General features: G+C 61.4%; 15 protein-coding genes. 2 read left to right on the top strand and 13 right to left on the bottom strand.

Annotated elements, in window-relative coordinates:
* Positions 1-74 precede the first annotated feature (74 nt).
* Together DK870_RS21885 and DK870_RS21880 are read left to right on the top strand one after the other, a co-directional pair.
* The gene (locus tag DK870_RS21885; RefSeq protein WP_060755674.1) at positions 75-827 is read left to right on the top strand and encodes an outer membrane beta-barrel protein; all 753 of its coding nucleotides are present in this window, start codon (positions 75-77) and stop codon (positions 825-827) included.
* Positions 828-854: 27 nt separating this feature from the next.
* Positions 855-1,058 carry a hypothetical protein gene (locus DK870_RS21880; protein WP_145977760.1) on the top strand — a complete coding sequence of 68 codons (204 nt, stop codon included), beginning with the start codon at positions 855-857 and terminating at the stop codon, positions 1,056-1,058.
* Between the two features lie 155 nt (positions 1,059-1,213).
* On the opposite strand, the gene nuoN is transcribed toward DK870_RS21880, so the two are convergent.
* From nuoN to DK870_RS21815, 13 genes are all read right to left on the bottom strand, one after another.
* On the bottom strand, positions 1,214-2,677 hold the full coding sequence (gene nuoN, locus DK870_RS21875; RefSeq protein WP_060755672.1) for an NADH-quinone oxidoreductase subunit NuoN: 1,464 nt from the start codon (positions 2,675-2,677) through the stop codon (positions 1,214-1,216).
* A gap of 7 nt (positions 2,678-2,684) precedes the next feature.
* Complete coding sequence (gene nuoM, locus DK870_RS21870) at positions 2,685-4,217, bottom strand: NADH-quinone oxidoreductase subunit M (RefSeq protein WP_016974046.1); 1,533 nt, start codon at positions 4,215-4,217, stop codon at positions 2,685-2,687.
* A 39-nt stretch (positions 4,218-4,256) separates the two neighbouring features.
* A complete protein-coding gene (gene nuoL / locus DK870_RS21865) occupies positions 4,257-6,110 on the bottom strand; it encodes an NADH-quinone oxidoreductase subunit L (RefSeq protein ID WP_090370255.1) in 1,854 nt (617 codons plus the stop codon).
* Positions 6,107-6,415 carry an NADH-quinone oxidoreductase subunit NuoK gene (gene nuoK, locus DK870_RS21860; protein ID WP_003174727.1) on the bottom strand — a complete coding sequence of 103 codons (309 nt, stop codon included), beginning with the start codon at positions 6,413-6,415 and terminating at the stop codon, positions 6,107-6,109. Before nuoK ends, nuoL begins: the two co-directional genes overlap by 4 nt.
* A gap of 2 nt (positions 6,416-6,417) precedes the next feature.
* Positions 6,418-6,921, bottom strand: coding sequence for an NADH-quinone oxidoreductase subunit J (gene nuoJ, locus DK870_RS21855; RefSeq protein ID WP_060755670.1), 504 nt, complete (start codon positions 6,919-6,921; stop codon positions 6,418-6,420).
* Positions 6,922-6,930: 9 nt separating this feature from the next.
* Complete coding sequence (nuoI, locus tag DK870_RS21850; protein WP_003174725.1) at positions 6,931-7,479, bottom strand: NADH-quinone oxidoreductase subunit NuoI; 549 nt, start codon at positions 7,477-7,479, stop codon at positions 6,931-6,933.
* Between the two features lie 11 nt (positions 7,480-7,490).
* Entirely contained in the window at positions 7,491-8,498 is a 1,008-nt protein-coding gene (nuoH, locus tag DK870_RS21845; protein ID WP_060755669.1) for an NADH-quinone oxidoreductase subunit NuoH, read from the bottom strand.
* Entirely contained in the window at positions 8,495-11,209 is a 2,715-nt protein-coding gene (gene nuoG / locus DK870_RS21840; protein ID WP_161549662.1) for an NADH-quinone oxidoreductase subunit NuoG, read from the bottom strand. Before nuoG ends, nuoH begins: the two co-directional genes overlap by 4 nt.
* A gap of 135 nt (positions 11,210-11,344) precedes the next feature.
* Entirely contained in the window at positions 11,345-12,700 is a 1,356-nt protein-coding gene (gene nuoF, locus DK870_RS21835; protein WP_161549661.1) for an NADH-quinone oxidoreductase subunit NuoF, read from the bottom strand.
* Positions 12,697-13,194 (bottom strand): NADH-quinone oxidoreductase subunit NuoE, encoded by a 498-nt coding sequence (gene nuoE, locus DK870_RS21830; protein ID WP_003174721.1) that lies wholly within the window; start codon positions 13,192-13,194, stop codon positions 12,697-12,699. Before nuoE ends, nuoF begins: the two co-directional genes overlap by 4 nt.
* A gap of 2 nt (positions 13,195-13,196) precedes the next feature.
* The gene (gene nuoC, locus DK870_RS21825; RefSeq protein ID WP_060755666.1) at positions 13,197-14,981 is read right to left on the bottom strand and encodes an NADH-quinone oxidoreductase subunit C/D; all 1,785 of its coding nucleotides are present in this window, start codon (positions 14,979-14,981) and stop codon (positions 13,197-13,199) included.
* Positions 14,982-15,053: 72 nt separating this feature from the next.
* On the bottom strand, positions 15,054-15,728 hold the full coding sequence (locus DK870_RS21820) for an NADH-quinone oxidoreductase subunit B family protein (RefSeq protein WP_060755665.1): 675 nt from the start codon (positions 15,726-15,728) through the stop codon (positions 15,054-15,056).
* 10 nt (positions 15,729-15,738) lie between these two features.
* Positions 15,739-16,152 (bottom strand): NADH-quinone oxidoreductase subunit A, encoded by a 414-nt coding sequence (locus DK870_RS21815; RefSeq protein WP_003219575.1) that lies wholly within the window; start codon positions 16,150-16,152, stop codon positions 15,739-15,741.
* Positions 16,153-16,173: the final 21 nt, after the last annotated feature.

Raw genomic sequence — 16,173 nt, 5'->3', positions numbered from 1 at the left:
TCGAACCTTTGCCAACGGCCGAGGTTCGAAGCGGTTCCTGAATAATTTGCTCACTCACAAGGAGATGTAAAACGATGTCCAAGCTATTCGGAAAAATCTTCAAGGGTTCCTCCCTGCTGGCGCTGGTCGCTGCACCTGCCGTGGTGTTCGCGGCACCGCCTACCGGCCCTATTTCCACCTTCGGTATCCTGGGTAGCTATAACGATTTCAAATTCGAAGGCGGCAGCGCAAGCGACAAGAGCCACATGCCTGAAGCCGGGCTGTTCTACAACTTCGGCAACAAGCTGACTGCCGAATCCGGTTTCATCTATCAAGCCGGTATCGAAGCCAAGTACGGCGAAAAAAGCGACGACAAGCTCAAGGAAGGTCAGGCTGACCTGGACCTCGGCTGGCGCGCCGCGCTGGATGCGCGCAACTTCGTCGACGTGATTGTGGGCGGTGGCTACACCTGGACCCGCTATGAGCCCGACACCAACGGCTATGACGTCAAGCTCACCAACAAATCGCCATTCGCCAAGCTGGCACTGGGCTACAACCACCAGTTCGATGATATGACCCTGCGCGTTGAAGCCGGTGCCCGTCAGACCATCGACGGCCGCGCCAAACTCAAAGTGGATGGCGTGGGCAGTGACACTGTGGACCTCAAGGATCGCACCAACCCCTACGCCGAAGTCAGCCTGCTGATGAACCAAAATGGCAATCTGCCAGTGATGGCGGGCTTGTACTACACCCGCACCGAATACAAGCTCGACGAAGACTCCTTTACCGCCGACAACACCAAGCTCAAGCGTGATGAGTACGGTTTCAAGGTGGGTATCGCGTTTTAAGGCTGCGATTGAGCCAGACACGTCGACGTGAATGAAAAACGCCCCGAAGTGATTCGGGGCGTTTTTTTTGCGCCGTTTATCTGTGTGGAGCGTTTTGTGGTGATGGGGGAGGGTGGAGACGTTAAAGGTATGGGTTCAACCCAGCGCTGCGAGCTGGCATTTCTGGCGAGCGCGTTTGTCGTGGCGAGGGAGCTTGCTCCCGTTGGGCTGCGTAGCGGCCCTGAAACCTGACACTGAGATTTCTCTGGGGTAACGCGGTGTCTGTGCTGGGGTCGCTTCGCGCCCCAACGGGAGCAAGCTCCCTCGCCACAGGAAATGTAATCAATGGCAAGAATGCAAAACGGCGCCCGAAGGCGCCGTTCTGTTGACTGCATGTGCCTAAGCGATCAAACGCCCAACACCGCGTGCTGCACCAGGGTGAGCAACGGTTGTGGGTACACGCCCAGGAAGAACGCGAGCAGGGCGATGGCCAGCAGCATTACGCCACCGGCTTTCTGTTCCCAGTGCAGCTCGGCATCCACACGACGCAGGTTTGGCTCGATCAGGTACAGGGTGACCATCACGCGCAGGTAGTAGAACACGCCAATCGCGCTACCCAGCACCAGGGATGCCACCAGCCACCACTCGTGCGCCTCGACACCGGTCGCCACGATGTAGAACTTGCCGATGAAACCGGCCGTCAGCGGGATACCCGCCAGGGACAGCATCATCACGGTCAGTACGGCGGTCAGGTACGGACGGCGCCAGAACAGGCCGCGGTATTCGTACAGGGCATCAGCGTCACGGCCTTTGAACGGCGAGGACATCAGGGTGATCACGCCGAACGCGCCGAGGCTGGTGATCACGTAGGTGACCAGATACACACCCATGGCTTCCACGGCCAGGCCTTTGCTCGCCACCAGGGCGATCAGCAGGTAGCCGAAGTGCGCGATGGACGAGTAACCCAGCAGACGCTTGAGGTTGTTCTGGGTCAGGGCCAGCAGGTTACCGAACAGGATCGACGCGATGGCGATCACGGTCAGCACGGTGCTCAGCACGCCGGTGTTGGCGGCAGGCGAGATCTGGAACAGACGCACCATCACCGCGAACACGGCCACCTTCGACGCCGTGGCCAGGAACGCAGCCACCGGCGCCGGGGCGCCTTCGTACACGTCCGGGGTCCACAGGTGGAAGGGTACCAGCGACAGCTTGAACGCCAGGCCGATCAGCATCATCGCCAGGCCCAGTTGGGCAATCGGCGCAGGCATGCTGGTGGTGGCCAGGGCGTGACCGATGCCGGTGAAGCTCAGGTTGCCGGCTTCGGCGTAGAGCAGGGCCATACCGAACAACAGGAACGCGGAACCGGCGGCCGACAGCACCATGTACTTGATGCCGGCTTCCAGGGAGCGCTTGTTGAAGAAGGCGTAGGCCACCAGGCCGTAGGTCGGGATCGACAGCAGTTCCAGGCCGATGAACAAGCCGGCCAGGTGCTGTGCGCTGACCAGCACGATGCCACCGGCCGCAGCCAGCAGGATCAGCAGGTACAGCTCTTCCTTGTTGCCCGGGTAGCCGGTGCCGCCTTCGCCCATGTAGGCGTGGGCGAGGGTGACGCACGCCAGGGTGGCTACGAGGATCAACGCGATGTACAGCAGCGCGAAGTCATCGACCATCATCAGCGGGGTCACCGCCAGTGGCGCGACCTTGAGGGCCGGAATGATCGACAGCAAGGCCAGGTTCAGGCCGGCACAGGACAGCAGGAACGTTTGCGAGTGATTGCGGCGCCAGGCGATCGCCAGCATCACCACCACGATGGTGAGGCTGGTGATCAGCAGCGGCGCAAGCGCGATAAAGTGTTGGATCGTGAATTCCATAGCGCTCTTACCGGGCCGAAGCGAGTTGAGAGAAGGCGGTGCCGAACCACTGCTGCACGCCATGCATCGTTGCGGCAGAAGTGTCCAGGAACGGTTGCGGGTACACGCCGATGTAGATCAGCAGTACCGCAAGGCCGAGCACCATGATCAGTTCGCGAGCATCCATCCCTTGCAGGACGGTGTCGGACTTGGCCGGGCCGAAGTAGGCGCGGTGGATCATGATCAGCGAGTAGACCGAGCCGAATACCAGGCCGGATGTAGCGATGGCGCTGATCCACGGTGTCTGTACGAACGAGCCCATCAGGATCAGGAATTCGCCGATGAAGTTACCGGTGCCCGGCAGGCCCAGGGACGCCGCGGCAAAGAACAGGCTGATCGCCGGCAGGTAGGCGATGCGCGACCACACGCCACCCATCTCACGCATGTCGCGGGTGTGCAGGCGTTCGTACAACTGGCCACTCAGGATAAAGAGGGCAGCGGCCGAGACACCGTGGGCCAGCATCTGGATCACTGCGCCTTGCAACGCCAGCTGGCTGCCGGAGTAGATGCCGATCAGTACGAAACCCATGTGCGAAACGGACGAGAACGCGATCAGACGCTTGATGTCGGTTTGCGCGAAGGCCAGGAACGCGCCGTAGAAGATCCCGATCAGACCCAGGGTCATGGCGATCGGCGCGAACTCGGCCGAGGCATTCGGGAACAGCGGCAGGGCGAAACGCAGCAGACCATACGCCGCGGTCTTCAACAGGATACCGGCCAGGTCGACCGAACCTGCTGTTGGCGCCTGGGCGTGAGCGTCAGGCAGCCAGGAGTGGAACGGCACCACCGGCAGCTTCACCGCGAATGCGATGAAGAAGCCCAGCATCAGGATGTACTCGGTGGTCAGGGACATCTTGGTTTTCAACAGGTCGGCGTAGTTGAAGGTAATCACGCCGGTGTTGTTGAAGTTGACCAGTACCAGGCCCAGGATCGCCACCAACATGATCAGGCCGGAAGCCTGGGTGAAGATGAAGAACTTGGTCGCCGCGTAGATCCGGGTTTTCTTGCCGTCCGAAGAACTGTGACCCCAGAGCGCGATGAGGAAGTACATCGGCACCAGCATCATTTCCCAGAAGAAGAAGAACATGAACAGGTCGAGGGCGAGGAACACGCCGACGACGCCGCCCAGGATCCACATCAGGTTCAGGTGGAAGAAGCCCACGTGACGCTGGATTTCTTTCCAGGAGCAGAGTACCGAGAGGATACCCAGCAGGCCGGTCAGCAGGATCATCAACAGCGACAGGCCGTCGAGGGCCAGGTGCACGTTGATGCCGAAGCGCTGGATCCACACGTGCTTGAATTCAAGCGCGAAGGTTGGATCGACACCCGGTGCCGGAGCGAATGAATAGTCACCATGGGCCCACAGCCAGAGGCCGAGTGCGAGTTCCAGGGACATGGTCAGCAACGCAATCCAGCGGGGGAGGGTGGCGCCGAAGCGTTCACCCATCCAGCAGAGCAGGCCGCCGATAAAGGGGATCAGGATTAGCCAGGGCAGAATCATGACGGGCTCGTTTCCTTTCGCAAGTTCGCAAAGTTCATATCAGACCGCTACCACTACGATGGCGCCGATCACTAGCACGGCACCGGCCGCCATGGAAGCTGCATACCAGCGCAGTTGGCCAGTCTCGCTGCGGCTCAGGGCGGTGTGACCGGCCTTGGCGGCGCGCGGGATCAAACCGATGGTCTGGTCGAGCGGGTCTTTACGCAGTACATGGCTGATGGCCAGGTATGGCTTGACGAACAGTTTGTCGTAGATCCAATCGAAGCCCCAGGCAGCGAACCACCAGGCCGAAAGGAAGCGGCCAATGCCACTGTTGGCAACGGCGGTCACGAAGCGACGCTTGCCGAGGAACAGCAGGGCCGCCAGCAGGATACCGGCAATGGCGATGGCGCCCGAGACGATTTCCAGGCTGTGCTGGGCTTCGCCGCCGGCATGGCCGACGCTTTGTGGCAATACGCCGTGCAGTGGCGGCGTGATCATGGCACCGACGAAGGTCGACAGCACGATCAGTACCGACAATGGCAGCCAGTGCGAGATGCCGTGGCCTGCGTGTGCTTCGGTCTTGGCTTCACCGTGGAAGGTGATGAAGATCAGGCGGAAGGTGTACAGCGAGGTCATGAACGCACCCACCAGGCCTGCGTACAGCAGGTTCTGGTTACCGCTGGCAAAGGCTTCCCAGAGGATCTCGTCTTTCGAGTAGAAACCGGCGGTCACCAACGGCAGGGCAGCCAGGGCGGCACCACCGACGATGAAGCTGGCGTAGGCCAACGGCAGTTTTTTCCACAGGCCACCCATCTTGAAGATGTTCTGCTCGTGGTGGCAGGCAACGATCACCGCACCGGAAGCGAGGAACAGCAGGGCCTTGAAGAAGGCGTGGGTCATCAGGTGGAAGATCGCCGCGTCCCAGGCACCGACGCCCAGGGCCAGGAACATGTAGCCGATCTGGCTCATGGTCGAGTAGGCGAGGATGCGCTTGATGTCGGTCTGTACCAGCGCAGCGAAGCCGGCCAGCACCAGGGTCACGCCGCCGACCAGGCCGACCAGGTGCAGGATTTCCGGCGCCAGGGTGAACAGGCCATGGGTACGTGCAATCAGGTAGACACCGGCGGTTACCATGGTTGCGGCGTGGATCAGTGCCGAAACCGGGGTAGGACCGGCCATCGCATCCGCCAGCCAGGTTTGCAGCGGCAGTTGCGCGGATTTACCCACGGCACCGCCCAGCAGCATCAGGGTGGCCAGGGTGATCCAGAAGTCGCCGACCTGGAATTTCTGCGGTGCCAGTACCAGCAGTTCCTGGATGTTCAGCGTGCCCACCTGTTGGAACAGGATGAACAGGCCGATTGCCATGAACACGTCGCCGATACGGGTGACGATAAAGGCCTTGAGTGCCGCGTTACCGTTGTTGCGGTTGCTGTAGTAGAAACCGATCAGCAGGTACGAGCACAGGCCCACGCCTTCCCAGCCGAAGTACAGGAACAACAGGTTATCGCCCAGTACCAGGAACAGCATGCTGGCGATAAACAGGTTGGTGTACGAGAAGAAGCGCGAGTAACCGGCTTCACCGCGCATGTACCAGGACGCGAACAGGTGGATCAGGAAACCCACGCCCACCACCACGCCGAGCATGGTGATCGACAGGCCGTCGATGTAGAGGGCGAAGTTGGGCTTGAAGCCCTCCACCGACATCCACTGCCACAGCACCAGGGTGTAGTGGCCGCCTTCCGGCGGGGCCACGTTGAATTGCCAGATGACGTAGGCGGCAACGATGGCCGACAGGCCAATCGAGCCCACGCCCACCAGGGCCGAGAGGTTTTCCGACCAGCGTCCACGGGAGAACGACAGCAGCAGGAAACCGATCAGGGGAAATACGAAAGTCAGAAAGATCATGTTCATCCGCGCATCTCACTGGCAGCGTCGATATCAAGCGTGTGGAAGCGACGATACAGTTGCAGCAGGATCGCCAGGCCGATACTGGCCTCGGCGGCTGCCAGGCTGATCACCAGGATGAACATGACTTGTCCATCCGGCTGGCCCCAGCGTGCACCCGCGACGATGAAGGCCAGTGCTGCGGCGTTCATCATGATTTCCAGGCTCATCAACACGAACAGAATGTTACGGCGGACCATCAGGCCGACCAGGCCAAGGCAGAACAGGATGCCGGCAACCGCCAGACCATGCTCCAAAGGGATAGCAGGCATCGTCATTGCTCCTTGGCTTCGTTGCGGCCCAAGTGGAAGGCGGTGACGGCTGCGGCGAGCAGCAGCATCGACGCCAGTTCGACCACCAGCAGGTACGGGCCGAACAGGCTGACGCCCACGGCTTTTGCATCCACGGTGGTGTGGCCGATGGCCTGGCCGCTCTGGTGAGCGAACAGCACATACAGCAGTTCACCCAGCAGCAGGGCGGCGAGGACAACCGGGCCGAGCCAGATGCCGGGTTTGAGCCAGACGCGCTCCTGGGCGACCGAAGCCGGCCCCAGGTTGAGCATCATCACCACAAACACGAACAGCACCATGATGGCGCCAGCGTAGGCGATCACTTCCAGGACACCGGCGAACGGTGCGCCGAGGCTGAAGAAGGTCATGGCCACGGCGATCAGCGAAATGATCAGGTAGAGCAGGGCGTGCACGGGGTTGGTGTTGGTGATCACGCGAAGCGTGGACACAACCGCGATACCCGATGCGAAATAGAAAGCGAATTCCATCTTTCTTCCTTAAGGCAGCAAGCTCTTCACGTTGATCGGCTCGGCTTCGTTTTGTGCGGCGCCTTTTGGCTTACCGGCAACGGCCATACCTGCAACACGATAGAAGTTGTAATCAGGGTTTTTACCGGGACCAGAGATCAAAAGATCTTCTTTCTCGTACACCAGGTCCTGACGTTTGAACTCGGCCATCTCGAAATCCGGTGTCAGCTGGATCGCGGTGGTCGGGCAAGCTTCCTCGCAGAGGCCGCAGAAAATGCAGCGCGAGAAGTTGATGCGGAAGAAGTCCGGGTACCAGCGACCGTCTTCGGTTTCAGCTTTCTGCAGGGAGATGCAACCCACCGGGCACGCCACGGCGCACAGGTTGCAGGCTACGCAACGCTCTTCGCCATCGGGGTCGCGGGTCAGCACGATGCGGCCGCGATAGCGCGGCGGCAGGTACACCGCTTCTTCCGGGTATTGCAGGGTGTCGCGTTTGCGGAAGCCGTGACCGAACACCATCACCAGGCTTCGCAACTGGGTACCGGTACCCTTAACGATGTCGCCAATATATTTGAACATGGGTCAAATCCTCACTGAACCGCGCCGGCTGGCGTGTTCAACAACACAACGGCAGCCGTCACCAGCAAATTGATCAGGGTCAGCGGCAGGCAGAAGCGCCAGCTGAAATCCATCACCTGGTCATAGCGTGGGCGCGGAATGGAAGCGCGCAGCAGGATGAACAACATGATGAAGAACGCGGTCTTCAGGAAGAACCAGAAGAACGCCAACTGCGGCAGGATGCCGAACGGACCGTGCCAGCCGCCGAAGAACAGCGTGACCAGCAGGGCCGAGATCAAGATGATGCCGATGTACTCGCCAACGAAGAACATGCCCCATTTCATGCCGGCGTATTCAATGTGGTAACCGTCGGCCAGTTCCTGCTCCGCTTCAGGCTGGTCGAACGGGTGACGGTGAGTCACGGCGACGCCGGCGATGAAGAAGGTGCAGAAGCCGAAGAACTGCGGAATGATGAACCACAGGTTCTGTGCCTGGTACTCGACGATGTCGCGCATGTTGAACGAGCCGACCTGCACCACGATGCCCATCAGCGCCAGGCCCATGAACACTTCGTAGGACACGGTCTGGGCCGAAGCCCGCAAGCTGCCTAGCAGGGCGAACTTGTTGTTGCTCGACCAACCGGCGAACAGCACCGCATAGACCGACAGGCCGGCCATGGCGAAGAAGAACAGCAAGCCGATGTTCAGGTCCGCCACGCCCCAGGTCGGGGTGATCGGGATGATCGCGAAGGCGATCAGCAAGGCGCTCATGGCCACGACCGGTGCCAGGGTGAAGATCACCTTGTCGGCAAACGGTGGGGTCCAGTCTTCCTTGAAGAACATTTTCAGCATGTCGGCGGCGATCTGGAACATGCCGAACGGGCCAACGCGGTTCGGACCGTAACGGTCCTGCCACCAGCCCAGCAGGCGACGCTCGACGAAGCTGAGCAGGGCGCCCGCGACGACCACGGCCAACAGGATCACGACAGCCTTGAGGACCGCAATGATCACGTCGATCACTTCAGGGGTGAACCAGGTCATTGCGCTGCCTCCTGCAGACCGTCAACGGTTTTGCCAAAGATCGCCGGCGGAATACCGGCGAGGCCTTTAGGCAGTGCAACCAGGCCGGCACCCAACTCATCGTTGATGCGCAGCGGCAGACGCAGGGTCTGGCCGGCCACGTTCAGGCTGAGCAGGGCACCGTCGTTGACGCCCAGGCGATCGGCTTCTGACTTGGCGACCGACACGTAGGCGGCTGGGATACGTCCCTGAACCGGCGCGGCTTTGGAAGAGTTCTCTTCGCTGCCGAACAGGTGGAAGAACGGTACGACCTGCCAGGTGCCCTGGGCCGGGTTGAACGGACGCGGTACGGCAGCGAACCAGTTCAGCGAATCACCGCTGCTTTCGATCAGGCGGGTGCCCGGGTCGCCAGCGCGGATATGACCACCGACTTCATCCTGGAACTTGTTCCAGGCCTGCGGCGAGTTCCAGCCTGGAGACCAGGCGAACGGCACTTGCTGACGCGGCTCGGCCGAACCCGAGTAACCTTCCATGGAGAAGTTGAACGCGGTATCCGGGTCTTGCGGGGTACGTGGTTCGTGCACGCTGATGTTGGCGCGCATGGCGGTACGACCGGAGTAACGCAGCGGTTCGCGGGCCAGTTTCAAGCCCTTGATGCGGAACGCGGCGGATGGCGCGGCATCGACGATACGCGCCAGTTGCGGTGCGCTTGCGGCGGTAGCGGCGGTGACGTGGTCAAGCTGGGTCCAGTCGATCGGCTGGTTCAGCAGGGTCGCGCGCAGGGCATGCAGCCAGCGCCAGCCTTCGTGAACCAGGATGCTGGCGTCCATGTACTTCGGATCGAACACCTGGAAGAAGCGCTGGGCACGGCCTTCCTGGCTGACCAGGGTGCCGTCGCCTTCAGCGAAGGTGGCAGCCGGCAGCACCAGGTCGGCGCGTTCGCTGGTAGCGGTCTTCTGGTGGTCGGCAACGATCAACACCTTGGCGGCGTTCAGCGCAGCGTCAACCTTGGCCGCATCGGTGCGGGTGTACAGGTCGTTCTCGAGCACCACGATGGCGTCGGCGTTGCCGTCGATGACTGCCTGCAGGGCCGCGTCCACGGACTCGCCACCGAGCATGGCCAGGCCAAGGCTGTTGGCTTCCGGCACGACCAGGCTGATGGAACCGTTCTTGTCACGCAGCTTCAACGCCTTGGCGATGTTGGCCGCGGCTTCTATCAGCGCCTTGGAACCCAGCGAGGTGCCGGCAATGATCAATGGGCGCTTGGCCGCCAGCAGGGCGTCGGCGATACGCTGGGCCAGTGCAGCGGCCTCAGTGTCCAGGCCTTCGACGGCAGGCGCGCTGGCGTCCAGGGCGTGGGCCACGGCGAAACCGAGGCGGGCCAGGTCGTCCGGTGCGGCATGGACGCATTCTTCGGCGATGTCGTCGAGTTTGGTTTCAGCGAGGCTTGCGATAAACAGCGGGTTCAGCGCGTGCTGGCCGATGTTCTTCACCGCAGCGTCGAGCCAAGGCTGCACGCGCATGGCGTCGGCCATGGCTTCGGCCTTGCCTTTGACCGACTGGCGCAGGGACAGGGCGATACGCGCAGCGGTCTGGGTCAGGTCTTCACCGAGCACGAAGATCGCGTCGTGGTCTTCGATGTCGCGCATGTTCGGCACCGGCAGCGGGCTGTCGTTCAGCACCTGCAGGACCAGGCGGATGCGCTCCAGCTCAGCGGCTTCGATACCGGAGTAGAAGTGCTCGGCGCCGACCAGTTCGCGCAACGCGAAGTTGCTCTCCAGGCTGGCGCGGGGCGAACCGATCCCGACGATGTTGCGACCGCGCAGCAGGTCGGCGGCTTTATCCAGCGCCTCGTCCAGGCTCAGCTTGGCGCCACCGGCCAACAGTGGCTGGCGCGGACGGTCTTCGCGGTTGACGTAGCCGTAGCCGAAACGGCCACGGTCGCACAGGAAGTACTGGTTGACCGAACCGTTGAAGCGGTTTTCGATACGACGCAGTTCACCGTAGCGCTCGCCCGGGGAGATGTTGCAACCGCTGGAGCAGCCATGGCAGATGCTCGGGGCGAACTGCATGTCCCACTTACGGTTGTAACGCTCGGAGTGGGTCTTGTCGGTGAACACACCGGTCGGGCAGACCTCGGTGAGGTTGCCGGAGAACTCGCTTTCGAGCACGCCGTCTTCAACGCGACCGAAGTACACGTTGTCGTGGGCGCCGAATACGCCCAGGTCGGTGCCGCCGGCGTAGTCCTTATAGAAGCGCACGCAACGGTAGCAGGCGATGCAGCGGTTCATTTCGTGGGAAATGAACGGGCCGAGGTCCTGGTTCTGGTGGGTACGCTTGGTGAAGCGATAACGGCGCTCGTTGTGGCCGGTCATCACCGTCATGTCTTGCAGGTGGCAGTGACCGCCTTCCTCACAGACCGGGCAGTCGTGGGGGTGGTTGGTCATCAGCCATTCGACGACGCTGGCGCGGAACGCCTTGGATTCTTCATCGTCGATGGAGATCCAGGTGTTGTCGGTGGCTGGGGTCATGCACGACATGACGATACGACCACGGGTGTCGTTCTCGTCGGTGTACTGCTTGACCGCACACTGGCGACAGGCACCGACGCTACCAAGTGCAGGGTGCCAGCAGAAATACGGAATATCGAGACCGAGTGACAGACAGGCCTGTAACAGGTTGTCCGCCCCATCGACTTCGAGCGCTTTGCCGTCTACGTGGATAGTGGCCATGGTTCAAAGTTCTTCGTTGGCCCGTTGTCAGCGGGCGTGGCTAATGGAATCTTGTTATTCATGTGCATCTACACAGCCATCAAGGCGTCAGCACATGAGAAAGCGAAGGGCACGGACCCCTCGCTTCTTTAAGCGTTACGCGCCGACTACGATCGGCTTCGCCAGAGACGGGACGGCGGCGCTGACAGGCGCGATGCCGGCTTCGAACTCCGAGCGGAAGTATTTGATTGCGCTGCCCAATGGCTCCACGGCGCCCGGTGCGTGAGCACAGAAGGTCTTGCCCGGGCCGAGGAAACCGACCAGACCCAGCAGGGTCTCGATGTCACCCTCGCGGCCTTCACCTTTTTCCAGGGCCATCAGCAGCTTGACGCTCCACGGCAGGCCGTCGCGGCATGGGGTGCAGAAGCCACAGGATTCACGGGCAAAGAACTGCTCCATGTTGCGCAGCAGCGAGACCATGTTCACGGTGTTGTCCACCGCCATCGCCAGGCCAGTACCCATACGGGTGCCCACCTTGCCGATGCCGCCGGCATACATTTGTGCGTCCAGGTGCTCGGGCAGCAGGAAGCCGGTGCCGGCGCCGCCTGGCTGCCAGGCTTTCAAGGTGTAGCCGTCGCGCATGCCGCCGGCGTAGTCCTCGAACAGCTCGCGGGCGGTGACGCCGAAGGGCAGTTCCCACAGGCCCGGGTTCTTGACCTTGCCGGAGAAGCCCATGAGCTTGGTGCCCATGTCTTCGCTGCCTTCGCGGGCCAGGGATTTGTACCAGTCCACGCCGTCGGCGATGATCGCCGGCACGTTGCACAGGGTCTCGACGTTGTTCACGCACGTCGGCTTGCCCCACACGCCCACGGCGGCAGGGAAGGGTGGCTTGGAGCGCGGGTTGGCGCGGCGGCCTTCGAGGGAGTTGATCAGTGCGGTTTCTTCACCGCAGATATAACGCCCGGCGCCGGTGTGCACGAACAGTTCGAAATCAAAGCCTGAACCGAGGATGTTCTTGCCCAGCAGGCCGGCGGCCTTGGCTTCTTCCACGGCACGGTTGAGGTGCTTGGCGGCGGTGGTGTACTCGCCACGCAGGAAGATGTAGCCACGGTAGGTTTTCAGCGCGCGGGCGCTGATCAGCATGCCTTCGATCAGCAGATGGGGCAGTTGCTCCATCAGCATGCGGTCTTTCCAGGTGTTGGGCTCCATTTCATCCGCGTTGCACAGCAGGTAGCGGATGTTGATGGATTCGTCCTTGGGCATCAGGCCCCACTTCACGCCCGTGGGGAAGCCTGCACCACCGCGACCTTTAAGGCCGGCGTCCTTCACGGTCTGGACGATATCGTCCTGAGCCATGTCGGCGAAGGCCTTGCGCGCAGCGGCGTAGCCATTCTTGGCCTGGTACTCGTCGAACCATACCGGCTCGGCATCGTCACGCAGGCGCCAGGTCAGCGGGTGGGTCTCGGGCGAACGCTTGATCAGGTTGGCCGGGCCGAAAGATGTAAGGGTCATGGGTAGCCCTCAAGCAATTGGGTCACGCCAGCGGGCTGCACGTCACCGAATGTGTCGTCGTCGATCATCAACGCCGGCGCCTTGTCGCAGTTGCCCAGGCAGCACACCGGCAGCAGCGTGAAGCGGCCATCCGGGGTGGTCTGGCCGAGGCCGATGCCCAGCTTGTTCTGGATCTCGCTGACCACGGATTCGTGGCCACCGATGTAGCAGACCATGCTGTCGCACACGCGAATGATGTGGCGGCCCACGGGCTGGCGGAAGATCTGGCTGTAGAACGTGGCCACGCCTTCAACGTCGCTGGCAGGGATGCCGAGGATCTCGCCGATGGCGTAGAGCGCGCCGTCCGGCACCCAGCCACGTTCCTTCTGGACGATCTTCAAGGCTTCGATCGACGCCGCGCGCGGGTCTTCGTAGTGATGCAGCTCGTGCTCGATGGCCGAGCGCTCGGTTTCACTCAAGGTGAAACGGTCTGTCTGGATAAGCGTGCTGTTCATGCTTAGCGGTCCACGTCGGCCATAACGAAATCGATACTACCCAGGTACGCAATCAAGTCCGCGACCATCTCGCCTTTGATCACGGAAGGGATCTGCTGCAAGTGGGCGAAGCTCGGGGTGCGGATCCGGGTGCGGTAGCTCATGGTGCCGCCATCGCTCGTCAGGTAATAACTGTTGATACCCTTGGTCGCTTCGATCATCTGGAAGGATTCGTTGGCCGGCATGACCGGGCCCCACGAAACCTGCAGGAAGTGCGTGATCAGGGTTTCGATGTGCTGCAGTGTGCGTTCTTTCGGCGGCGGCGTGGTCAGCGGGTGGTCCGCCTTGTACGGGCCTGCCGGCATGTTGCGCATGCACTGCTCGATGATCTTCAGGCTCTGGCGCATTTCTTCGACGCGCACGATGCAACGGTCGTAGGCATCGCCATTGGCCCCCAGCGGTACTTCGAATTCGAAGTTCTCGTAGCCGGAGTACGGGCGCGCTTTACGCAGGTCGAAATCGCAGCCGGTGGAACGCAGGCCCGCACCGGTGACGCCCCATTCCAGGGCCTCTTTGGTGTTGTACTGGGCGACGCCGATGGTGCGGCCCTTGAGGATGCTGTTGTCCAGCGCAGCCTTTTGGTACTCGTCCAGACGCTTGGGCATCCACTCGACGAATTCCTTGACCAGGCGCTCCCAGCCGTTCGGCAGGTCGTGGGCAACACCGCCGATGCGATACCAGGCCGGGTGCAGGCGGAAACCGGTGACGGCTTCGATGACCTTGTAGGCGCGCTGGCGGTCGGTAAAGGTGAAGAACACCGGGGTCATGGCACCGACGTCCTGGATATAGGTACCCAGGAACAGCAGGTGGCTGGTGATCCGGAAGAACTCGGCCATCATGATGCGGATGGTGTCGACGCGGTCCGGCACCTTGATACCGGCCAGCTTCTCGACCGAGAGCACGTACGGCAGGTTGTTCATCACGCCGCCGAGGTAGTCGATACGGTCGGTGTACGGGATGAAACTGTGCCACGACTGGCGTTCAGCCATCTTCTCGGCACCGCGGTGGTGGTAGCCGATGTCCGGCACGCAGTCGACGATTTCTTCGCCGTCCAGTTGCAGGATGATACGGAAGGCACCGTGCGCCGAAGGGTGGTTCGGGCCCAGGTTGAGGAACATGTAGTCCTCGTTGGTGCCGGAACGCTTCATGCCCCAGTCTTCCGGACGGAAGCGGGCCGCCTCTTCTTCAAGCTGTTGCTTGGCCAGGTTGAGGCTGAACGGGTCGAATTCGGTCGCGCGGGCAGGGAAGTCCTTGCGCAGCGGGTGACCTTCCCAGGTTGGCGGCATCATGATGCGCGACAGGTGCGGGTGGCCCGGGAAGTCGATGCCGAACATGTCCCAGACTTCACGCTCGTACCAGCTGGCGTTCGGCCAGATACCGGTTACGGTCGGGATGCTCAGGTCAGTTTCAGACAGCGCGACCTTGATCATCACATCGCTGTTACGTTCCAGCGACATCAGGTGGTAGAACACGGTGAAATCGGCGCCGCTCGGCAGCCCTTGGCGCTTGGTGCGCAGACGCTCGTCCACGCCATGCAGGTCATAGAGCATGACGTACGGCTTGGGCAGGTTGCGCAGGAAGGTCAGGACTTCGACGAGCTTGGCACGCGCCACCCACAGCACCGGCATGCCGGTGCGCGTGGCCTGGGCGGTGAAGGCGTCAGGGCCGAAACGGTTGTTGAGTTCGACGACCACATCCTGGTCGTCTGCCTTGTAAGGCGGGATATACAGAGCACTGCCTGTAGTCATGGTTTTTTATCGCTTTCGGTCAACGTAAAGAATGAAGCCAGGTTTTCGTTCTATAAAAGAAGCGGTGCTGGATCAGACTTCGTCAGGGCTGCGCAGGTTGGTGACTGCGATTCGCTGTTCGCGGCGCTGTTCCTTTTGAGACGGCATCTCGGCGCGATAAACGCCTTGTTCACCGACGACCCAGGACAGTGGGCGACGCTCCTTGCCGATCGATTCCTGCAATAGCATCAAGCCTTGCAGGAACGCTTCAGGGCGAGGCGGGCAGCCAGGCACGTAGACGTCCACGGGCAGGAACTTGTCCACCCCCTGGACAACGGAGTAGATGTCGTACATGCCACCGGAGTTGGCGCACGAACCCATGGAGATAACCCATTTCGGTTCGAGCATTTGCTCGTAGAGACGCTGGATGATCGGCGCCATCTTGATGAAGCAGGTGCCGGCGATAACCATGAAGTCCGCCTGGCGCGGCGATGCCCGGATAACTTCGGCGCCGAAGCGCGCGATGTCGTGGGGCGCCGTGAAGGCGGTGGTCATTTCCACGTAGCAGCACGAAAGACCGAAGTTGTACGGCCACAGGGAGTTTTTACGCCCCCAGTTGACCGCGCCACTCAGCACGTCTTCCAGCTTGCCCATGTAGATGTTTTTGTGGACTTGGTCTTCTAACGGGTCGGAAACGGTTTCCCGTTCGCCGATGGGGTACTGCTCGTTAGGAGCATCCGGGTCGATCCTGGTGAGATTGTATTGCATCGCCAAAGCCTCATTGTTTCAGCTTCGCTTGCCGCTTACGACGAGCTTCCGGAGCCCAGTCAAGGGCGCCCACTCGGAATAGGTAGACAAGGCCTGCCAACAGAATTGCTATGAAAACGAGGGCTTCGACGAATCCGGTCCAGCCGCTTTCGCGGACGGACACAGACCAGGCAAAGAGAAAGAGGGCTTCGATATCGAAGATCACGAACAGCATCGCGACCAGATAGAATTTGGCTGAGAGCCGCAAGCGGGCGCCACCTGTAGGCAGCATGCCGGACTCGAACGGTTCATTCTTGCTGCGGCCCCAGGCTTTTGACCCGAGGAGGCTGGAAACACCGAGCATGAAGGCGCAAAGGCCGACAACACCGAGGAGGAAAATGGCAAAGCCCCAGTTGTGGGCCATGAGTCCTGTCGCTTCGGTCATGCTGGAAATCCTTAACAGAGA

Source organism: Pseudomonas sp. Q1, from assembly GCF_009935975.1.
GTDB classification, from domain to species: Bacteria; Pseudomonadota; Gammaproteobacteria; order Pseudomonadales; family Pseudomonadaceae; genus Aquipseudomonas; species Aquipseudomonas palleroniana.
This window is presented reverse-complemented; position numbering and strand designations above follow the sequence as displayed.

What these genes read in the sequence shown, in the direction of transcription:
- nuoK (WP_003174727.1), bottom strand. Translation starts at nt 6,415, where the DNA reads ATGCCTGCTATCCCTTTGGAGCATGGTCTGGCGGTTGCCGGCATCCTG.
- nuoJ (WP_060755670.1), bottom strand. Translation starts at nt 6,921, where the DNA reads ATGGAATTCGCTTTCTATTTCGCATCGGGTATCGCGGTTGTGTCCACG.
- nuoM (WP_016974046.1), bottom strand. Translation starts at nt 4,217, where the DNA reads ATGATTCTGCCCTGGCTAATCCTGATCCCCTTTATCGGCGGCCTGCTC.
- nuoF (WP_161549661.1), bottom strand. Translation starts at nt 12,700, where the DNA reads ATGACCCTTACATCTTTCGGCCCGGCCAACCTGATCAAGCGTTCGCCC.
- DK870_RS21885 (WP_060755674.1), top strand. Translation starts at nt 75, where the DNA reads ATGTCCAAGCTATTCGGAAAAATCTTCAAGGGTTCCTCCCTGCTGGCG.
- nuoL (WP_090370255.1), bottom strand. Translation starts at nt 6,110, where the DNA reads ATGAACATGATCTTTCTGACTTTCGTATTTCCCCTGATCGGTTTCCTG.
- nuoC (WP_060755666.1), bottom strand. Translation starts at nt 14,981, where the DNA reads ATGACTACAGGCAGTGCTCTGTATATCCCGCCTTACAAGGCAGACGAC.
- nuoN (WP_060755672.1), bottom strand. Translation starts at nt 2,677, where the DNA reads ATGGAATTCACGATCCAACACTTTATCGCGCTTGCGCCGCTGCTGATC.
- nuoE (WP_003174721.1), bottom strand. Translation starts at nt 13,194, where the DNA reads ATGAACAGCACGCTTATCCAGACAGACCGTTTCACCTTGAGTGAAACC.
- nuoI (WP_003174725.1), bottom strand. Translation starts at nt 7,479, where the DNA reads ATGTTCAAATATATTGGCGACATCGTTAAGGGTACCGGTACCCAGTTG.
- DK870_RS21815 (WP_003219575.1), bottom strand. Translation starts at nt 16,152, where the DNA reads ATGACCGAAGCGACAGGACTCATGGCCCACAACTGGGGCTTTGCCATT.
- nuoG (WP_161549662.1), bottom strand. Translation starts at nt 11,209, where the DNA reads ATGGCCACTATCCACGTAGACGGCAAAGCGCTCGAAGTCGATGGGGCG.
- nuoH (WP_060755669.1), bottom strand. Translation starts at nt 8,498, where the DNA reads ATGACCTGGTTCACCCCTGAAGTGATCGACGTGATCATTGCGGTCCTC.
- DK870_RS21820 (WP_060755665.1), bottom strand. Translation starts at nt 15,728, where the DNA reads ATGCAATACAATCTCACCAGGATCGACCCGGATGCTCCTAACGAGCAG.